Below are 17733 nucleotides of genomic sequence, written 5' to 3'. Positions count from 1 at the left end.
GCCGGGAGCATCAGCCATGACCGTACGCAAGAACCAGGCGAATCTCACGGCCGCCGAGAAGAAGGCCTTCACCGACGCCGTACTGGAAGTCAAGCGGAAGGGCGTGTACGACGAGTTCGTCGCGGCCCACCGGCTCCGGTTCGCGCTGGACATGAACACCGGGATCTACGTCGGCCACTTCGGCCCGTCGTTCCTGCCCTGGCACCGCAAGTTCCTCATCGACTTCGAGAGAGAACTCCAGAAGGTCGACGCCTCGGTGTCGATCCCCTACTGGGACTGGACCGCCGACAACACCGTCGCCTCCTCCCTCTGGGCGCCGAACTTCCTCGGCGGCACCGGGCGTCCCCTGGACGACCAGGTGATGGACGGCCCCTTCGCGTACTCCGCCGGCAAGTGGCCGATCACCATCCAGGTCGACAGCCGTCCGTTCCTGGCGCGCAACCTCGCCCACCGCGTCCCCACGCTCCCCACCCGGGCCGAGGTCGACGCCGCGCTCGCCATGCCCACCTATGACTCCGCCCCCTTCCGCGATGGGTCGACCGGCTTCCGGTCCACGCTGGAGGGTTCGGCGGGGTACATGAGCATGCACAACCGGGTGCACACCTGGATCTGGGGCCAGATGGAGACCAGCGTCTCCCCGAACGACCCGGTGTTCTGGCTGCACCACTCGTTCGTCGACAAGCTCTGGGCCGACTGGCACGCGCTCCACCCGACCAGCGCCGAGTACCTCCCCGCGGGGGGCACGGCCGATGTGATCGATCTGAACGAGACCATGCCGCCCTGGCCCAACACGACCCCGCAGAGCATGCTGGACCACACGCAGTTCTACACCTACGCCTGAGCCGGGCGCGCGAGGTCCGGAACACGGACCCCGCCCGCCGGACGAGGGGCCGCCCGCCGCGGGCGGCCCCTTGTCCGGCCTCGGTGCCGGCTACGAGAGCACGAGGGGAGCGCGCGGGGAGCTGCGCAGAGGAGCGGCGAGTTCGGTGAGGGCCCGCTCCAGGCCGTGGAGATGGGCCAGCGCGGGCTCCGTGCCGGCCGGGCGCGCCGGGGAGCCGGAGGCCGCGTCCGCGGGGTGCCCGTTCGGGGCCGTCAGGGCGTGCACCGCGGCTTCGACGCGCCAGCAGGCGGCGGCGAGGCGGGCGTCGTGCCCCGCGTCCGGGTCGGCGGCCACGGAAACGAGGCCGCGCACCTCTCCGGCGCACTCGTCGAGCAGCGCCAGCACCCGGCGGGCGCGCGCCTTGCGGGCGCGGTGCGGGCTGAGCGGGTGGACCAGGGGTGCGAGGGAGAGCCGGACCCGGGCCAGCAGCAGTTCCAGTTCGGCGGCGTGCGGGGTGGGGTCGGCCTCGGGGGCGCCGGCGAGCCGTCGCAGGGAGGCCGAGGTGGAGGCCCTGACACAGTGCAGGGCCCGCTCGATCCAGGCGCTGTTCGTGGCGTGGGTGGTGACCGGCAGCACCAGGACGACGGCGAGCGCCGCGCCCACCGCGCCGACGGCGGTCTCCGCCAGCCGCAGCAGGAGCAGCGCGGGGTCCAGTACGCCCAGCAGTCCGTAGAGCAGCCCCGCCATCACCGTCACCGCCACCACCATCCAGCTGTAGGAGACGGCGGCCGTGTAGAAGATCCCGAAGACACAGAGCGCGACCAGGACGGCGGTCGGGGCGGGCGCCCCGGCGAGCGGGATGGCGATCAGCATGCCGGCGCCGATGCCGACGACGGTGCCGAGCACCCGGCGGAAGCCGCGTACCAGTGTCTCGCCGCGCGACACCGTGTTGACGAAGATCCACCAGGTGGTGCCGACGGCCCAGTACCAGCGCTCGTCGGAGAGGAGCTGGCCGAGGGCGAGCGCGAAGGCGGAGGCGGCGGTGACCTGGCACGCCTGCCGGGTGGTGGGGCGGGCGAGACCGGTGCCGGGCAGCGGCGGGGGCACGGGAGCGGGCGGGGTGCGGCGCTCGATGGGCCACAGGACGAAGCGGACGAGCGCGGCGGCCCCGAGGGCCATCACCAGGGCGGCGCAGAGCCCGGGGAGCTGGTCCGGCACGGCGTGCAGGAACTGGGTGACGAAGAACATCATGAACGCGAAGATGCCGAGGGCGTGGCCGCGCGGGCCCCAGCGCCGGGCATAGACCCCGCAGAAGACGACGAGCAGGATCGCCGCGTCACGGACGAGGGGGAGGCCGTGCAGGGTGGCGGCGACGGCCAGGACGGGGAAGCCGGCGGCCGGGAGCAGGGCGGTGGTCACCGCCTGGGCGCGGACGGTCGCGTCGGTGACGGTGAAGAGGGCGAGCAGGGCCGCGAGCCCCGCGGTGATGGAGGCGTTGAGCGAGAGCCCGGCGAGTTCCGCGCAGGCGACGGCGAGACCCACGCCGATGACGGCGCGGACCGAGTTCCTGAGCCTGGCCCGCCCCGGGTCCGGAGCCACGAACATCCTCTTCACGGCGGTGGCCGCTCCCTTGTGTCGTCCGTTCGCCGGTCCGGCCCGCTCGGGGTGGTGAGCGGTGGCGGGCACGACGAAGGCACCGCGGTCCGGACCCGCGTCGTCGCGGGTCCGGCGCTGCGCGGCGCCGAGAGTGCATGGATACCGCAGAGACAATCATCAACCGGGGCACTGGCTCAAGAGCCGCCCGGTGGAGTGGGCCATTGGTACGGATACTCCGCGCTTCCGGTGGCCGGACGGTGCCAATGGGCCATCACGGCGCCGCCGGGCGCGAGGTCACCGAGACCTCCCGGACCCGCAGCCCGGCCCCCTGTCCCCAGAGCCGGCTGCCCGGCAGGCTCGCTCCGTCGACGAAGCGCTGCGGTACGGGCTCGCCCCGGCGCACGTCGTAGTAGTGGCCGGGCGCGCCGGTCAGCCGCACGAGCGCCCTGCCGTCGGCGCCGGCGCCGTCGAGGAGGGTGAGCAAGCCGAGGCCGCAGGCGAGCTGCCGGGGGGTGACGGACCGGTCCGGGCCGCCGTTGTCGACGAAGGCGAGACGGCGGTCGAGCGACCGGTGTCCGATCCGGTCCACCTCCAGCACGGTGCGGCCGTCCACCCGCCAGCGGACGGTACCCGCGCCGCGGTCGTAGGAGATGGCGAGATCGCGGGTCCGGCCCGGGGCTCCCCGGGCGACCGGGACGGCGTAGGCGAAGCCACCGCGCCCGGCGACGGGCAGCCGCTCGTACCAGGCGTGGACGGCGGTCTCGGTCACCAGGAAGTCGAAGGCGGTCCCGGTCTCCTGGTCCACGGCGATCAGCGCGGAGACGGCGAGCCGGGGATCGGCGCCGGGGTCGCGGACGGCGCTTCCGAAGGGGTGGCCGCGCACACCGTGGGTACGGCCCGACATCCGGGCGCCGCAGGTCAGTTCCGTACCCTCCGGGACGTCGAAGCCCAGATGGCCGGAGGCGGCGGTGCGGTTGGCGAGGGCCGCCCACTTGCCGTGGTCGGCGGTGCCGGGGGTGCCCGTGCCGGCGCCGTCGTCCTGGGGGACGGTGTGCACGAAGGCCGGTGCGCCGGTCCGGGAGTTGGTGCCGGACGCGGTCACGGTGAGGCCCCCGCTGTCGACGGTGGCCCGGCCGTCGCCCGCGGGCAGCCCCGCGAGGCCGGGAACCAGCCACCGGGACCGCGGCCCGCCGTGGTCGAATCCGGACCGGAAGTCGTCGCGCCACAGGACGGTGGAGCCCCAGGAGGAGGGGGCGTTGGCGGAGGGAGCCGCGAGGGTGGGGGAGCCGGTGGACGGCGCGATCAGCAGCGCGCCGAGCGTCAGGAGGGTGGTGGCGAGCGGGGCGGGTCTTCTCATAGTGGTCTCCTCGGGGGTGGCCGGCCGCTGGAACGGCGGAGTCCGGGGCCACCGGTGCCGGACGGTCCGGCCGGGGCCCGTGAGCGGCGGCGCCTCTGGACGTCCGCCGCCGCTCACGCGTGATGGACCTCACACAAGTCGGGCTCTTCGAGGCGGGATAGATTGAGTCGAATGTGCTGCGAAGCACACGGAAACGGGGGGTACAGATGGGTTCAATCGATTCAAATCACTTACTGGAGTCGGGGTTTTCCACTGATTCCGGGGTCTCACCCGTTGAGTTGGGCGAAGTGCTCGTCGGGGCCTGGCACACCGTCACGCGATACGCGGTCCGGCGGTTCGCCGAGCACGGCATCACGCCCGGCCGGGTCCGGGTGGTCAATCTGCTCTCGGAGGGCGCGCTGCGCATGGGCGGCCTGGCCGACCGGCTCGGTGTCACCGGCCGCACCGCGACACTCATCGTGGACGACCTGGTGGGCGAGGGCCTGGTGGAGCGGCTGCCCGACCCGGTGGACCGGCGGGCGCTGCGCGTGGGCCTCACCGAGCGGGGCATCGGTGTCCTGCGGCAGATCGAACGGCTCCAGCGGGAGGTCAGCGAGGAGCTGTTCGCGGTGCTGCGCCCCGAGGAGCGGGACAGCCTCGGCCGCACGCTGAAACGGTTCACCTCCACTCATGGGCTCGGTCCCTGCGGGCTCACCGACCCGGCGCACGCCGAGGAGGCCTGGGCCTTCCGCTGACCGGTCCGTGCGGCCGGTCCGTGTGACCGGTCAGCCGGAGAGCCGGCGTCCGGCGCGGGGCCCCTCGGCAAACCCGCGCCGATCGCCGGCCGTCCCTCAGTGGCGCAGTTCCACACTCAGCGCCCGCGCCCCGCGCACCCAGCGGCGCAGGGGCGCGGTCTGCCCCTTGTGGTCGGGGCCGTCCTCCCAGCGCGTGAACGACGGACGGTCGCGCCAGAGGCTCATCACGGCCCAGGAGCGGGGATCTCCGGTGTCGCGCAGCAGTTCGTTGCCGAGCAGCCCGGCGGTTCCGGCCAGCGTCGCGCTGATGGTCTCGTACGCCAGGATCAGCTCGGCCACCTCCGTCCCCGGGACGTCCAGCAGCACCTCCACCCGCAGGCCGCCGCCACTCCTCGCGGCCATGGGCGCGGGGTCGTCGCCGGGCGCGCCCCGCGCGCTCCTCCCGGCGCTCATCCGGCGGCCAGGGGTCCCGGAAGGTGGTGCACCACGGCCGAGGTGTCCATGGTGCCCGAGATCCGCAGCTCACGGAGTCTGCCGGTCAGCTCCCAGTGGTGGGGGTCCTTCTCGAAGGTCCGGAAGGACTCCTCGTCGGGCCAGTCGCTGATGATGTAGTAGGTGTCGGTCCGCTCCAGGGAGCGCACCAGCCACTGGCCGATGCTGGCGGGCTGCCGGGCGACGGAGCGCCCCACCTCGATCCAGGTGTCCTCGAACTCCTGATGCCTGCCGGGGGCGATCCGGAGGGTGAGCACCACCCGGAAGACCGGGTCCGCCGCGGGCTCCCGTACGCCCTGTCCGTCCCGTGAGCCGGTCATGCTCAGATCCCCCCGTCGGCGGGCAGGGTGGCGCCGGAGACGAATCCCGACAGCTCCCCCGCGAGGAACAGCACGGTCCTGGCGATGTCCTCCGGCCGGCCGAGCCTGCCGAGGGCGGCGAGACTCTCATACCGGGCCCGCGCGGTGGCGTCCAGATGTCCCGCCAGATCGGTCTCGACGATGCCCGGGGCGATCACGTTCACCCGGATGTTCCGGGGGCCCAGTTCCTTGGCCAGCGAGCGCGAGAGGCCGACGAGACCGGCCTTCGACGCCGTGTAGTGGGCTCGGCCCGGGAGGCCGACCAGGGCGAGACCGGAGCCGATGTTGACGATCGACGCCCCGTCCGCCAGCAGGGGCAGGGACTTCTGCACGAGGAGATGGACGGCCGTGAGGTTGGTGAAGATCAGCCGGTCCCACTCCGCGGACTCCAGTCTGTCGTACGGCACATGGCTCATCGCCCCCGCGTTGTTGACGACGATGTCCAGGCCGCCGAGCGTCTCGCCGGCGGCCGCGACCAGTTCGCCGGGGCCCTCGGGGGACGACAGATCGCTCGCCACCAGCCGGTGGTGTCCGCCGATGGCCTTCAGCTCGCGCTCCAGGCTGTCGACGGCGTCACCGTGCTGCCGATGACCGGCGACGACGCTCGCGCCCTCCCGGGCGAGCGCCAGCACGGTGGCCCTTCCTATGCCGCGCGAACCGCCTGTGACCAGGGCGCGCTTGCCGGCCAGACCGAGATCCATGAGTCATTCCTCCGTGGTGGTGTTGGCGTTGGTGTTGGTCGTGTGCGTGCGGGGACGGGGGTGGTGGGCGTACGCGGTCATACCGGGACGCCCTCCAGTACGCTCCAGGCGGCGGCGTCCTCCGGCAGCCGGAGCGTGAAGCCGCCGGCGGTGAAGAGCTCCTCCCACTCCCGCCGGGTACGGGCCCGGCCACCGGCGTTGACGAGCATGTCGATGTCGATGAGCTTGCCGATGTCCCAGGCGTTGAGGGGCTGGACGACGTCCTCCAGAACCAGGAGCCGGGCGTCCCGGTCGGCGCCGATCGCGGCGCGGACCCGGCGCAGGATGCGCAGCGCGTCCTCGTCGTTCCAGTTGTGCAGCACGGTCTTGAGGACATAGGCGTCCGCGCCCGCCGGGACGGCGTCGAAGAAGTCACCGACCACCGTCTCGACCCGGTCGGCGAGCCCCTGTTCGCGCAGGAGCGCCAGCGCCCGCGCGGCCACTTCGGGGCGCTCCAGCAGAACGCCGCGCGAATCGGGGCGGAGCCGCAGTATCTCGGCGAGCATCCGCCCCTGCCCGCCGCCTATGTCGGCGACGGTGCCGAACCGCGCGAAGTCGTACGCGGACAGATAGGCACCGGCCGACTCCTCGCTGAGCGCGGTCATCGCCTCGTCGAAGAGCGCGGCCACCTCGGGATGCCGGGCGAAGTACTCGTACACGGGCATGCCGTGCGCCCGGGGGAAGGCGGGCTCGCCGGTCCTGAGGGTCTCCAGGATGTCCCCGTAGGGCCGCCAGGTGGCGTCGTGGCCGATGAGGGCGGCGAAGGCGCGCATGCCGCCCGGTACGCCGGTCCGCAGGGTCGCCGCCTGCGGGGTGAGCGCGAAGGTCCCGTCGGGCCGCTCGCTGAAGACATGGACGAGGGCCGCGGCGCGCAGCACTCGGCGCAGGGAGAGCGCGTGCGTCCCGGTGGCGCGAGCCAGTTCCTCCGGGGTGCGCGGTCCGTCCGCCAGCAGGTCGGCGATGCCGAGCCGGGCGAGCGCGGAGACCGCCTGGGCGGACCACTTCCCGGCGAGGACGGTGAAGACCTGCTCGTGCGGCGGCTGAGCGGCGTGGTCGGGTGGCGGTGGGGTGCCGTCGCCGGCCGCCACGGGCCGGTCGGCGGCGGTGGCGGTGGCCGGTGCGGTGCGGGCCGCCTGCTCGGCCAGCGCCTGGATGCGGGCCAGTTGCACGGCGGAGTTGGCGTTGATCCGCCGGGTCATCGCCTCGTCGTCCAGGGGGGCGGTGGGCCTCATCGCGAACTCCTGGCGCCAGCGCATCCGGGTGCCGCTCCCCACCTCCTCGTACGCCCAGTGGATGTCCATGTGCGCGAAGGGCCCCGGCTCCACCCGGCGGGCGCGGACGGTGCGGGTCACGGGGTCGGTGGTGCGCTCGGAGACCCAGGACCAGACCGTGCCGTCCTCGTCGGGGCGCATGGTCAGCCGGAAGCGGACGGTGTTCCCCTCGCGGTGGAGGATCTCGGCCGCCGCGTACTCGGTGAAGAGCCAGGGCCAGGACCCGATGTCGTTGGTCATCTCCCACACCAGGGCCAGCGGGGCGCGGATGACGACGGCGTTGTCGGTGCTCCCCGCCATGTCAGGCCGCCTCCGCCCGGAGCAGGGAGTCCACGGACCCGACGAGTTCGTGCGGGGTCCGGGCCAGGGTCATGTCCTCGGGGAGGTCCACGCCGTAGTGGTGCTGGATGCGGGAGACGATCTCGATGAGCGCCAGCGAGTCGTAGCCGAGGGAGGAGAAGGGGGTCAGGGCGATGTCGCCGTCGAGGTCGACGTCCTCGTCGACCCCGGCGCACGCGCGCAGGACCGCGCGCAGATCGTTGAGGGTGAAGGTCTTCATGCGGGTGCCTTTCGACTCTCCGGCCGCGGCCGGGGTGTTCCGGTGAACGGGGCGGTACGGGTGGTGTGGGTGGTGATGCCGGTGGTACGGGACGGTCCGGCGCGGGTTTCCGGATCCGGCCGGGGCCTGTGAGGGACGGCGTGCGGGGCGGTCAGGGGGCCACCTCCCGCACCACCAGCGCGGAGGTGAAGCCGCCGTATCCGCGCGCCAGGACGAGGGCCGCGCGCACCGGGTCGGGCCGGGGCGCGCCGACGACGAGGTCGATCCCGTGGGCGCGCGCGGGCAGCACCCCGGTGGTGGGCGGGATCACCCGGTCGCGGATGGCGAGCAGCGCGGTGGCGACGTCCAGCGGTGCGCCGCCCGCGTAGAGCCGGCCGGTCATGGTCTTGGGCGCGGTGACGGCCACGCCGCCCGGCTGGAAGACCTCGGCGAGCGCCGCGCACTCGTCGGCGTCGGCGTCCGGGGTGCCCGCCGCGTCCGCGAAGACCACGTCGATCTCCTCGGGCGCGAGGTCCGCATCCATCAGCGCCGCCATGACGACCCGGCGCAGCGCGGACGGGCGGCCCGAGCCCGGCGGCGGGTCGAAGCCGGTGGCGTACCCCGCGATCTCCCCGTACAGCCGGGGCGCACCCCGCTCCCGGGCCCGGTCCAGGGGCTCCACGGTGAGTATCGCGCCGCCCTCGCCCGGGACATGGCCCGTCGCGTCCTCGGCGAAGGGCCGGTACGCGGTCGCCGGGTCGGACACCCCGCTGAGGAGGCCGCCGGCGATCTGGCAGGTGAGCGCGTAGGGGCCGATGGGGGCCTCCGTACCCCCGGTGAGGACCAGCCGGGAACCGTCGCGCAGGGCACGCCGGGCCTCTTCGATGGCGTCCAGGCCACCGGCCTGCTCGGCGACCACCACACCGCAGGAGCCCTTCATGCCGTGCCGGATGGAGAGCTGGCCCGTGGTGGCCGCGTAGAACCAGGCGATGGACTGATAGGCGGTCACATGGCCGGGGCCGCGCGCCCACAGGCTCTCGATCTCCCGCTGGCCGAAGGCGTTGCCGCCCGAGGAGCTGGCCGTGATGACGGAGAGTTCGTACGGGGGCATCCCGGCCGGGTCGACGGCGGCGTCGGCGAGGGCCAGTTCGCCGGCGGTGAGCGCGAAGTGGGTCCACAGGTCGGTCTGGACCCGCAGCCGGCTCGGCACCCGGGCCGAGGAGTACGCCCGGACCTCCCCGGCGACCCGTACCGGGAACCCGGTGGTGTCGAACCGGGTGATCCGGCGGATGCCGCCGCGGCCCGCGAGGACCGAGCGCCAGTACTCCTCCAGACCGATGCCGTTGGGCGCGACGACACCGACGCCGGTGACCACGGCGCGGCGGCCGTCCGCACGGGAGACGCGCGAGGTCCTGGTGGTCCGGGCAGTCCGGGCGGGGGCGGTCATGCGCGCGCCCCGTGGCCGACGGCCCCGTTCGCTCCGTCCGCGCGCCGCCGGGCGCGGCCCGCCCCGCTGCCCCGGCGGTGCGGGCCGGCGAGCACCACCGCCGTCTGGAAGCCGCCGAAGCCGCTGCCGACGGAGAGCACGGCGTCCATCCGGTGCTCACGGGCGGTCCGTGGCACATAGTCGAGGTCGCACTCGGGGTCGGGGGTGTCGAGATTCGCGGTCGGCGGTACGACTCCGTGGTGCATCGCCAGGGCCGAGGCGGCGAGTTCGATGGAGCCGATCGCGCCGAGCGAGTGGCCGACCATCGACTTGATGGAGCTGACCGGCACCCGGCGAGCGTGCTCCCGGAGGCTCTCCTTGAAGGCCGCCGTCTCGTGGCGGTCGTTCTGGCGGGTGCCCGAGCCGTGGGCGTTGATGTAGTCGATGCGGTCGGGCGCCATGCGGGCGCGGTCCAGGGCGGCCCGGATGGCCTCGGCCATGTCCAGCCCATCCGGTTTGAGCCCGGTCATGTGGTAGGCGTTGCTGCGGGAGGCGTACCCCGCGATCTCGCAGTACACCCGGGCGCCCCGGGCGCGGGCGCGCTCGCGCTCCTCCAGGATCAGCACCGCCGCGCCCTCGCCGAGCACAAAGCCGTCGCGCCCGAGGTCGAAGGGGCGGGAGGCGTGGGCCGGGTCGTCGTTGTTGGCGGATGTGGCGCGGATGGCGTCGAAGCAGGCGGAGGTGATGGGGCTGATGGGCGCGTCGGACGCGCCGGCGAGCACCACGTCCGCGAGGCCGTCGGCGATCCGCCGGGCGCCCTGGGTGACAGCGTCGAGCCCCGAGGTGCAGCCCGTGGAGACCAGCGACACCGGGCCCTGCGCGCCCGCCGTCCACGCCACCTCGGCCGCGATCGAGCTGGGCACGAGGCTGCTGTAGAGGTGACGGGCGGCGTAGCCTGGGTCGACCTCCCAGCGCCGGCCGCCGTCGCTGACGACGACGTACTCCCGCTCCAGGCTCATGGTGCAGCCGGTCGCGCTGCCGATGGTGACGCCGAGCCGGTGCGGCGGTGTCCCGGCCAGGGCGTCCCCGGCGTCGGCGAGCGCCTCCCGGGCGCAGACCACGGCGAACTGGGCGCAGCGGTCCATGCGCCGGATCTCCTGGGGCGACAGACCGGCCGCCGCCGGGTCGAAGTCGCACTCGGCGGCGATTCTGGAGCGGAAGCCGGTGGCGTCGAAGAGGGTGATGGCGCGGGTCGCGGTGCGGCCCTCGGTGAGCATCCGCCAGAACGCGGCGGTGCCGTTGCCGCCGGGGGCGACGACCCCGATGCCGGTCACCACGGCCGTCCTGCCTGTCTCCGCGGTCACGGCCGGTTCCCGGGGGTCGCCGGCGCGGCGCCGCCGTGGGGCGCGTCGGGGTGGGGCAGTTCCTCGGTGTCGACATGGCCGAGGTCGGGGCGGGGGGCCAGCGGGCCGAGGTGGAAGATGATGAGCGCCTGGTCGCCGCCGGGGTTCTCCAGCCGGTGGCGGACTCCTACGGGGATGAACAGGGCCTCGCCCGGGTCCAGGCGGAGGCTCTCGCCGTCGAGGCGGACGCGGAGGGTGCCGCGCACCAGATGGACGAACTCCTCGGAGTAGGGGTGGTAGTGCTCGGAGATGTACGCGCCGGGCTCGATGGTGGCGGTGCCCATGAAGCCCGATGTGGCGCCGACGGAGCGCGGGGTCAGCAGGGTGCGGACGTCACCGCCGCGCCGGATGTTGGGGACGGTGTCGGCAACGGCGACCTTGGCGGCGCGGGGCGGCCGGGGCTCGGTGCCGGGGGGCCCGGCGTTGGCCGGCGCGGGCTCGGTGCGCGGTGCGGGCTCGGGTTCCGGATGGTTCGTGTGCACTGGTTTCTCTCCCCCGTTGGTGTGCGTGGTCGGTGGTACGTGGTTCAGGCGCCCTCGGGCGGCCACTGGTAGAAGCGGCGCGCCATGGCGTCCCCGGGGCCGCGCCAGGTCTTCGGGTCGTACGGCCGGATGTACCGGGCCAGTCCGGTGTTGAGCCCCGCGTAGTCGGGCCGGTCGCGGACGCTTTCGAGCCGGGCGGGCAGACCGGGCGCGGACTCGATCAGATGCAGATAGAGGCCGTGGAAGGTGAAGAGGGAGCGGGACACGACGCCGAGGTCGACGGGGAGCGGTCCCTCGTCGGAGCGGGCGAAGAGCCGGGCCGCGTCGGCGGTGTGCCGGGGGTCCATCCGCGCCACGATGAGCGTGCGGTGCGGGGCTCCGCCGGTGTCGGGGGCGTTCACGAGGTGCCTCCGGTGGGCTGGGAGGTCCGGGGGCGGGGTTCACGGGGGCCGGTGGACGGCTCGCGGGGCTCTCCTGCGCCCGGATCGGCCGGCTCACCCCGACCGGCCGGACCGGCGCTGTGGCCGTGGGGCCGGGTGCTCCGCGCTCCGGGTCCGGTGAACGGGCCGCCCGGCTCGTGGAGACCGAACAGCTCGGCCGCCGTGCGGTGGAGCACGGCCGCGCGCTGCTCCGGCGTGAGCGGCAGCGCCTCGACGGCCGCGACCTTCTCCCGGTGGTCGACGGGCACGGGCGGCGCGTCCGTGCCGAAGACGATCCGTTCGGGCCCGAACGTCTCCAGGTTGAACGCCAGCGGGAACGGGCCCTCGGCGGTGGTGTCCACATAGACACGGCGCAGCAGTTCACTGGGGGGCGCCTGGGTGCGCGGCGCCCGGTGGAGCCCTGGTGGCGGTGGCTTCGCGCCCGCCGGGCCCCCGGCGGCGTCCCAGTGGCGGGGCCGCCAGGCGAGATCGAGCCGGCCGGGCAGCAGCCCGAGCGCGCCGCCGCTGCTCGCGGCGATCAGCTTCAGTCCGGGGTGCTGTTCGAGCCGGCCGGAGAGCACGATCGCGGCGAGGCCCATGGTGACATCGCAGTGGCGGCCGACCATCTCGACGAGTCCGTAGTCCTGGACTCCGTGGGCGGCGGCCGGGCCGCTGCCCGGATGGAGCAGCACCGGCACCCCCTGCTCGGCCGCCATGGCGAAGAAGCCATCGGCCTTCGGGGAGTCGAGGTACTCGCCCCGGACGCTGGTGTTGGCGATCAGCCCCACGAAGGCGTCGTCCCGGAGGGCCTCGGCTGCGGCGGTGAGTTCGGCGTCGTCGCCGAAGGCGTTGCACCACACATAGGCGCGCAGATGCGAGCGGTGCTCCCGCACGGTCGCGGCGAGCCATGCGTGAAAGGCCCGTAACTCCCCGGGCTCCTGGGCGAAGGTGTCCAGGCCGGGTACGGGGGCCATGGCGGCGGCTCCGGTGGGGCTGCCCACGATGGTCGTGGTGATGCCCGCCGCGGCCTTGACCTCGATCAGCCGCACGATGTCCCCGAGGCTGGGCGGCATGGGGTACTTCGCCAGGAGGCGGGGGTGGGCGACATGGCTGTGGATGTCGATGATCACGACCCGGCCCTCCTCTCCCCGGCACCGGCGGTGGTGTCCGCGCGGGGCGGGGGCGGGCCGGCGGCTGCGGCGCCCCCGGCCCGTGCGGCCAGGCGGGTGGCAGCGGCATCCGGGCCGGACGGGGTGACGCCGGCTCCTCCGGTGACACTCCGGCCGGACGCAGCCCCACCAGCACCGGCCGTGGTCGTCCGGCCGGGCACGGCCCCACCAGCGCCGGCCGTGCCGGTCCGGTCGAGCGCGGGCCCGCCGGCGCCGGCCGTGCTGTCAGCTCCTCCCGTGACACCGGCATCGACAAAGGTGGAGCCCTCGCCGGGCACGACCGCCCCGACAGCGGCTCCTCCGGCGGCACCCGCGCCGGGCACGGCCCCACCAGCGCCGGCCGTGCCGGTCCGGTCGAGCGCGGGCCCGCCGGCATCCGCCGGATGCCGCGCTCCTGTCGGACCCGGGCGCTCCTCCGTCGGGCCGACAGCCTCCGCCCGTGGTGACTCCCCCTCCTGGAAGGCGAGAACGGCCGCCGCGTCGAGATCGCCGAACCCGGCCCCGACCGCCCCGGAGAAACGTTCCAGCGTCTGTGCGGTGACGGGCAGCTCCAGCCCCAGCGCCTGCGCCTCCCCCAGGCTGAGCCGCAGATCCTTGGCCATCAGGCGCAGCCGGAACGAGGGCGGGGCGTACCGGCGGTCGCGCATCGCGGGGCAGCGGAAGGACATCACGGGCGAGCTGAATCCGCTCCCGCCGATGAGGTCGATCAGCGCCTCCCGGTCGATACCGGCGGCGGTGCCGAGCGAGACGGCCTCGGCGAGTGCCGCGAGCTGACTGCCGAGCAGCAGATTGAGCGCGAGCTTGAGGGTGGCCGCGGCTCCCGGTTCTCCGACGTGGACGACCTGGCGGCCGAGCGCGTCCAGCACCGGGCGCACCGTGTCGACGTCCTCGGGCGGGCCGGCCGCGAACACCCTCAGCTCCCCCTTGCGGGCGTGCGCCGGGTTGCCGACCACACAGGCCTCCACCCGACGCAGCCCCAGGTCGCCGAGCCGCTGAGCGGCGCGGCGGGCATAGGCCGGGGAGACGGTGGAGGTGTCGATCACGGTCGCACCGGTGGCCAGCGCGCCGGCCACCCCGCCCGCGCCGAACACCACCTCCTCCACGGCGTTCTCGTCGGCGAGGCTGAGCAGTACCGTCCGCGCGCCGGTGACGGCGGCGGCGGGCGAGGCGGCCGCCCGGGCTCCGCCGGCCGTGAGCGGCTCCGCCCTCGACGGCCTGCGGTTCCAGACGGTGAGGGCGTACCGCCGCTCCAGCAGCCGGGCCGCCATCGCGGCACCCATTCCGCCCAGTCCAAGGAAGGCCATACTCCGGTCGTGCATGGTGTCCTCGTTCCCTTCCCGGCCGCCGGCCGGATTCAGCAGCGGATCACTCATCGCTCCACCGGGCGACCAGGCATCGCATGCTGTTGGCGATGAAGAAGTCACGGAATCCCGTCGGTGATGAGGTGTCACGAGGGTGTTCGACGAACTCCGCGAGCTTTTGCTCCAGTTCACGGACGGTCGGCTGACCCGCCATGTGACGCATCACGTCCGGCAGCGCACCCTCGTACTCGATGACCCGGACAACACGGTTCTCCTTCAGGAAGACCGCGGTCGCCAGGAGCTTTCCTGTCGTGTTCCCCCCGGTATCGGTGATGGCAAAGGATTCGGGGCGCCGGTAGCCGGCGAACAGCTCGGCCACCCGCTCCTCCGTCCCCGGTCTCACGGTCCATGTGACCGCTGCGAATTCAGGCACTGTCGCGACCCCCGTCGCTGGTGGGGCACCCGGGGCACGGTGATTGAGGGCCACCGTCGGGCGCTGTTTCGACCATGGTCGATGCACTGCTGGGCCCCGGAGACCAGAGCTGGTCCGGAGCGGGATGCGCCGGCCGGACGGGACTTCGGTCCGCGTGTCCGAGCCGGGGACGGGGAATGTCCCCGTCGGTCCTGCGGGCCCTGTCCCCAGAGGATTCGATCGGGCCGATGCACATCGTGCAATCACCCGGCGAGAGGTGTCAAGCAAAATAATAATGGGCTCACCAGGTAACAATTATCAGTGCTTCCTATATCGCTGCCCCTCTCTTTCCTTTTACCCGGACCGGGTTGGGCAAAGAAATTAAAGAACACTTGACGAATACGCAGGAAGCACCGGCAGAATCCGGGTGACCGCGTTTCCGGCAGTGGGGGATGCCATGACGGCAGAAGATGTCAGTGAAACATTCGATCTCTACAGTCCGGCTTTCGCCGCCGACCCTCACGCGATGTACACGGCGATGCGCGAGCGGGCCCCGGCCCATCTCGCCCACTACCCCGGCGGCCTGGACCTCTGGCTGGTCACCCGGTACGAGGATGTGCGCACGGTCCTGTCCGACCACCGCTTCAGCATGAGCTCGGAGAACTCCGCCTCACCGCTCTTCGCGGACGACCCCGAGGAGCACGGCACCCGGGGCCTGGAGCACAATCTCACCAATCTCGATCCGCCGGACCACACCCGGCTGCGCCGACTGGTGACACGGGAGTTCTCGGCGGCCCGGGTGGAGGCGCTCCGCTCTCGGGTGGCCGCCCATGTCGACGCGCTGATCGACGCGTTCGCCGGGGACGGCACCGCGGATCTCGTCGCCCAGTTCGCCGTGCCCCTGCCGACCGGTGTGGCGGCCCAGCTGCTCGGGGTGGAGCCGGAGGACTGGGAGCGGTTCCGGGTGTTCTCCCGCCGGCTGGTCATGCCCGACTACGACATGACACCCGAGGACTTCACCCGTAACAAACAGCACATCCGGGCATTCATCGGCGAACTGATCGACCGCAAGCGGGCCCGGCCGGGGAACGACCTCGCCGGCTCTCTCACCCGGGCGTGCGACGCGGAGGGGGCCATCACCGAGGACGAACTCGTCGGAACTCTCTTCACCCTGCTGGTCGGCAGCCATGAGACGACCACCAACTTCATCGGGAACGCGGTCCTGGCGCTGCTGCGCCACCCCGATCAGCTGGAGCTGCTGCGCACTTCCCCCGAACTGCTGCCGGCGGCGGTGGAGGAACTGCTGCGCTACGACGGGCCCTTCGAGGCGTCGTCGCTGCGGTTCGCCGTCGAGGACGTGGAGATGGGCGGGGTGACCGTACCCGCGGGCTCGACCGTGGTCGCCGTGCTGGCCTCGGCCAACCGCGACCCGGAGCGCTTCTTCGACCCCGACCGGCTGGAGATCCGCCGGCCGGACAACGCCCATGTCGCCTTCGGCCACGGCATCCACTTCTGCCCCGGCCGCTCGCTCTCGCTGCTGGAGGCGGAGGTCGCGCTGGAGCGTCTGATCAGCCGGCTGCCGGGGCTCCGGCACGCGGGCGGCGCGCCGCTCCGCTGGCACGAGGGGCTGTTCTTCCGGGGGCTGCACGAACTCCCGGTGGCCTTCGAGCCCGAGCCCGCGCCCCGCACCCCGCCATCCTCCCCGGCACCGGCCGGCCGGTGAACACCCCGGAGCGCCGCACCCCGCGACGCCCTCCCCGATCCCACGAAGGGACACCCGTGCGGAACTCGAACCAGGTCACCAGAATCCCGGCCCGCGCCACCGCGCTCGCCCTCCTCACCGCGGTCTGCGCCGCCCTCGCCCCGCCGACCGCCGGCGCGCATACCGGTGTGCCCGCCGGAGTGAGCGCCGGCGCGGGCACCGTGGCGAACGAGCCCGCGCCGCCGGCGCTGGACAAGGGCGTGGTCGAGCGCACCGTCGACGAGATGGTGAGCTGGACCGGAACCCCGGGCGCCATGGCGCAGGTCTGGGACCGTCCCACCGGCGTCCACCCGATGGCCGCCGGAGTGGCGGACCGCAGAACCGGCCGCCCGGCCCGCGCCGATCTGGCGGGCCGGGCCGGCGGCTCCAGCATGACCTTCGTCACCGCCGTGGTACTCCAGTTGGCGGAGGAGGGCAGGCTCGGCCTGGACGACGGCATCGAGACCTACGTCCCCGGTCTCCTCCCCTGGGGCGAGAAGGTCACCGTGCGCATGCTGCTCAACCACACAAGCGGCCTCCACGACCACCTCCAACTGCCCCTGTTCGCGGACGAGGAGCGGTATCTGACGGTCCGCTGGAAGACCTATCAGCCCCGTGAACTGGTACGGATGGCGGTGGACCAGGGCAAGGCCGCCGAGCCGGGCGAGTGGTACTTCTCGTACACCAATTTCACCGTGATAGGCATGATCATCGAGAAGGTCACGGGCAGATCCCCGCAGGAGCAGGTGACGCGCCGGGTGATCGAGCCGCTGAAGCTGCGCGGCACCTCCTTCCCGACGTACTTCCCCTTCCTGTCGAAGCCCCACGCCCGGGGCTACTTCCGGCTGGACGACGGGAGCTGGAAGGACGTCACCGAGCTGAACCCGACCGCCGCCGGGGCCGCGCGCGGGGTGGTCTCCACCGCCCCCGACCTGATCGCCTTCTGGCGGGCGCTGCTCACCACGGACAAGCTCATCGGCGCGAAGTCGCGCGAGGAGCTGCTGACGTTCAAGCCGGTTCACGACCCCGGACCGGGGCCGGCTCCGATTCCCACGATCCGCCGTGTCCATCAGGGGCTGGGCATCATCAGGATCGACTGGGCCTGCGGGGTGTCGTCCTACGGCAGCCACGGCGCGGCCATGCACGGCTTCGACACCACCGTCCATGTCTCCTCGGACGGCGGCCGGGCGGCGTCGGCGATGACCAACGAGTACACCAACGACGAGACCCAGGGGCCGGTGCTGGTGCCCTTCCTCGCCGCCGCGATGTGCGGTGAGCACTCGTACCCGATCCCGCCGGGGAGCACGGCGGACCGGAGCTGAGGACCGGTTCCGGGCGGCCGGAACCGGTGTGCGGTCCGGGCCGGGGACCGCCCGGACCGCACCGGGGCCGTCGGGGCCAGCGCGCGACCGGCGGACCCGGCGGGCCCATTGACAGCGGCCAACTCCCGTACCCATACTGCGACTCAGAGTT

18 protein-coding genes and 1 pseudogene are annotated in these 17733 nt (G+C 73.4%); 4 read left to right on the top strand and 15 right to left on the bottom strand.

Features of this window, described 5'->3' with window-relative positions:
• Positions 1 to 16 precede the first annotated feature (16 nt).
• Entirely contained in the window at positions 17 to 841 is an 825-nt protein-coding gene (locus tag ACWCRA_RS28340) for a tyrosinase family protein (RefSeq protein WP_351557150.1), read from the top strand.
• A 90-nt stretch (positions 842 to 931) separates the two neighbouring features.
• On the opposite strand, the gene ACWCRA_RS28335 is transcribed toward ACWCRA_RS28340, so the two are convergent.
• Both ACWCRA_RS28335 and ACWCRA_RS28330 read right to left on the bottom strand, forming a co-directional pair.
• On the bottom strand, positions 932 to 2425 hold the full coding sequence (locus ACWCRA_RS28335) for an FUSC family protein (protein WP_351557221.1): 1494 nt from the start codon (positions 2423 to 2425) through the stop codon (positions 932 to 934).
• Between the two features lie 262 nt (positions 2426 to 2687).
• Complete coding sequence (locus tag ACWCRA_RS28330) at positions 2688 to 3773, bottom strand: DUF6081 family protein (RefSeq protein ID WP_451068935.1); 1086 nt, start codon at positions 3771 to 3773, stop codon at positions 2688 to 2690.
• 287 nt (positions 3774 to 4060) lie between these two features.
• On the opposite strand from ACWCRA_RS28330, the gene ACWCRA_RS28325 reads away from it, so the two are divergent.
• A complete protein-coding gene (locus ACWCRA_RS28325) occupies positions 4061 to 4507 on the top strand; it encodes a MarR family winged helix-turn-helix transcriptional regulator (protein ID WP_451068934.1) in 447 nt (148 codons plus the stop codon).
• 96 nt (positions 4508 to 4603) lie between these two features.
• Here ACWCRA_RS28325 and ACWCRA_RS28320 read toward each other — a convergent pair whose 3' ends face one another.
• From ACWCRA_RS28320 to ACWCRA_RS28260, 13 genes and pseudogenes are all read right to left on the bottom strand, one after another.
• On the bottom strand, positions 4604 to 4909 hold the full coding sequence (locus ACWCRA_RS28320; protein ID WP_451068933.1) for an antibiotic biosynthesis monooxygenase family protein: 306 nt from the start codon (positions 4907 to 4909) through the stop codon (positions 4604 to 4606).
• Positions 4910 to 4956: 47 nt separating this feature from the next.
• A complete protein-coding gene (locus tag ACWCRA_RS28315; protein ID WP_451068932.1) occupies positions 4957 to 5319 on the bottom strand; it encodes an antibiotic biosynthesis monooxygenase family protein in 363 nt (120 codons plus the stop codon).
• A 2-nt stretch (positions 5320 to 5321) separates the two neighbouring features.
• Positions 5322 to 6059 (bottom strand): SDR family NAD(P)-dependent oxidoreductase, encoded by a 738-nt coding sequence (locus ACWCRA_RS28310; protein WP_451068931.1) that lies wholly within the window; start codon positions 6057 to 6059, stop codon positions 5322 to 5324.
• Between the two features lie 77 nt (positions 6060 to 6136).
• Positions 6137 to 7186 (bottom strand): methyltransferase, encoded by a 1050-nt coding sequence (locus ACWCRA_RS28305; RefSeq protein WP_451068949.1) that lies wholly within the window; start codon positions 7184 to 7186, stop codon positions 6137 to 6139.
• 12 nt (positions 7187 to 7198) lie between these two features.
• Positions 7199 to 7669 (bottom strand): annotated as a pseudogene (locus ACWCRA_RS28300) (SRPBCC family protein); the annotation flags it as partial.
• A gap of 1 nt (position 7670) precedes the next feature.
• Positions 7671 to 7928, bottom strand: coding sequence for an acyl carrier protein (locus ACWCRA_RS28295; RefSeq protein ID WP_451068930.1), 258 nt, complete (start codon positions 7926 to 7928; stop codon positions 7671 to 7673).
• Positions 7929 to 8079: 151 nt separating this feature from the next.
• The gene (locus ACWCRA_RS28290; protein WP_451068929.1) at positions 8080 to 9354 is read right to left on the bottom strand and encodes a ketosynthase chain-length factor; all 1275 of its coding nucleotides are present in this window, start codon (positions 9352 to 9354) and stop codon (positions 8080 to 8082) included.
• On the bottom strand, positions 9351 to 10697 hold the full coding sequence (locus ACWCRA_RS28285) for a beta-ketoacyl-[acyl-carrier-protein] synthase family protein (RefSeq protein ID WP_451068928.1): 1347 nt from the start codon (positions 10695 to 10697) through the stop codon (positions 9351 to 9353). Before ACWCRA_RS28285 ends, ACWCRA_RS28290 begins: the two co-directional genes overlap by 4 nt.
• On the bottom strand, positions 10694 to 11086 hold the full coding sequence (locus ACWCRA_RS28280; protein ID WP_451068948.1) for a cupin domain-containing protein: 393 nt from the start codon (positions 11084 to 11086) through the stop codon (positions 10694 to 10696). Before ACWCRA_RS28280 ends, ACWCRA_RS28285 begins: the two co-directional genes overlap by 4 nt.
• A gap of 176 nt (positions 11087 to 11262) precedes the next feature.
• The gene (locus tag ACWCRA_RS28275) at positions 11263 to 11619 is read right to left on the bottom strand and encodes a TcmI family type II polyketide cyclase (RefSeq protein ID WP_451068927.1); all 357 of its coding nucleotides are present in this window, start codon (positions 11617 to 11619) and stop codon (positions 11263 to 11265) included.
• Positions 11616 to 12767, bottom strand: coding sequence for an amidohydrolase family protein (locus ACWCRA_RS28270; protein ID WP_451068926.1), 1152 nt, complete (start codon positions 12765 to 12767; stop codon positions 11616 to 11618). Before ACWCRA_RS28270 ends, ACWCRA_RS28275 begins: the two co-directional genes overlap by 4 nt.
• Positions 12764 to 14179, bottom strand: a complete 1416-nt coding sequence (locus tag ACWCRA_RS28265) for an NAD(P)-dependent oxidoreductase (RefSeq protein ID WP_451068925.1) — start codon at positions 14177 to 14179, stop codon at positions 12764 to 12766. Before ACWCRA_RS28265 ends, ACWCRA_RS28270 begins: the two co-directional genes overlap by 4 nt.
• Positions 14172 to 14540, bottom strand: coding sequence for a SchA/CurD-like domain-containing protein (locus ACWCRA_RS28260; protein ID WP_451068947.1), 369 nt, complete (start codon positions 14538 to 14540; stop codon positions 14172 to 14174). The genes ACWCRA_RS28265 and ACWCRA_RS28260 overlap by 8 nt, the downstream gene beginning before the upstream one ends.
• 436 nt (positions 14541 to 14976) lie before the next feature.
• Between ACWCRA_RS28260 and ACWCRA_RS28255 the strand changes: the two genes are divergently transcribed.
• Together ACWCRA_RS28255 and ACWCRA_RS28250 are read left to right on the top strand one after the other, a co-directional pair.
• Positions 14977 to 16242, top strand: a complete 1266-nt coding sequence (locus ACWCRA_RS28255) for a cytochrome P450 family protein (protein WP_451068924.1) — start codon at positions 14977 to 14979, stop codon at positions 16240 to 16242.
• 56 nt (positions 16243 to 16298) lie between these two features.
• Positions 16299 to 17582, top strand: a complete 1284-nt coding sequence (locus tag ACWCRA_RS28250; protein ID WP_451068923.1) for a serine hydrolase domain-containing protein — start codon at positions 16299 to 16301, stop codon at positions 17580 to 17582.
• The last annotated feature ends 151 nt before the right edge of the window (positions 17583 to 17733 follow it).

It is taken from the genome of Streptomyces sp. NPDC001889, from assembly GCF_053594535.1.
This window is presented reverse-complemented; position numbering and strand designations above follow the sequence as displayed.

Bases quoted from the DNA above. Each gene is read 5' to 3' on its own strand.
- ACWCRA_RS28315 (WP_451068932.1), bottom strand. From the start codon at position 5,319: ATGACCGGCTCACGGGACGGACAGGGCGTACGGGAGCCCGCGGCGGAC.
- ACWCRA_RS28310 (WP_451068931.1), bottom strand. From the start codon at position 6,059: ATGGATCTCGGTCTGGCCGGCAAGCGCGCCCTGGTCACAGGCGGTTCG.
- ACWCRA_RS28340 (WP_351557150.1), top strand. From the start codon at position 17: ATGACCGTACGCAAGAACCAGGCGAATCTCACGGCCGCCGAGAAGAAG.
- ACWCRA_RS28265 (WP_451068925.1), bottom strand. From the start codon at position 14,179: ATGAGTGATCCGCTGCTGAATCCGGCCGGCGGCCGGGAAGGGAACGAG.
- ACWCRA_RS28255 (WP_451068924.1), top strand. From the start codon at position 14,977: ATGACGGCAGAAGATGTCAGTGAAACATTCGATCTCTACAGTCCGGCT.
- ACWCRA_RS28295 (WP_451068930.1), bottom strand. From the start codon at position 7,928: ATGAAGACCTTCACCCTCAACGATCTGCGCGCGGTCCTGCGCGCGTGC.
- ACWCRA_RS28335 (WP_351557221.1), bottom strand. From the start codon at position 2,425: ATGTTCGTGGCTCCGGACCCGGGGCGGGCCAGGCTCAGGAACTCGGTC.
- ACWCRA_RS28290 (WP_451068929.1), bottom strand. From the start codon at position 9,354: ATGACCGCCCCCGCCCGGACTGCCCGGACCACCAGGACCTCGCGCGTC.
- ACWCRA_RS28330 (WP_451068935.1), bottom strand. From the start codon at position 3,773: ATGAGAAGACCCGCCCCGCTCGCCACCACCCTCCTGACGCTCGGCGCG.
- ACWCRA_RS28320 (WP_451068933.1), bottom strand. From the start codon at position 4,909: ATGGCCGCGAGGAGTGGCGGCGGCCTGCGGGTGGAGGTGCTGCTGGAC.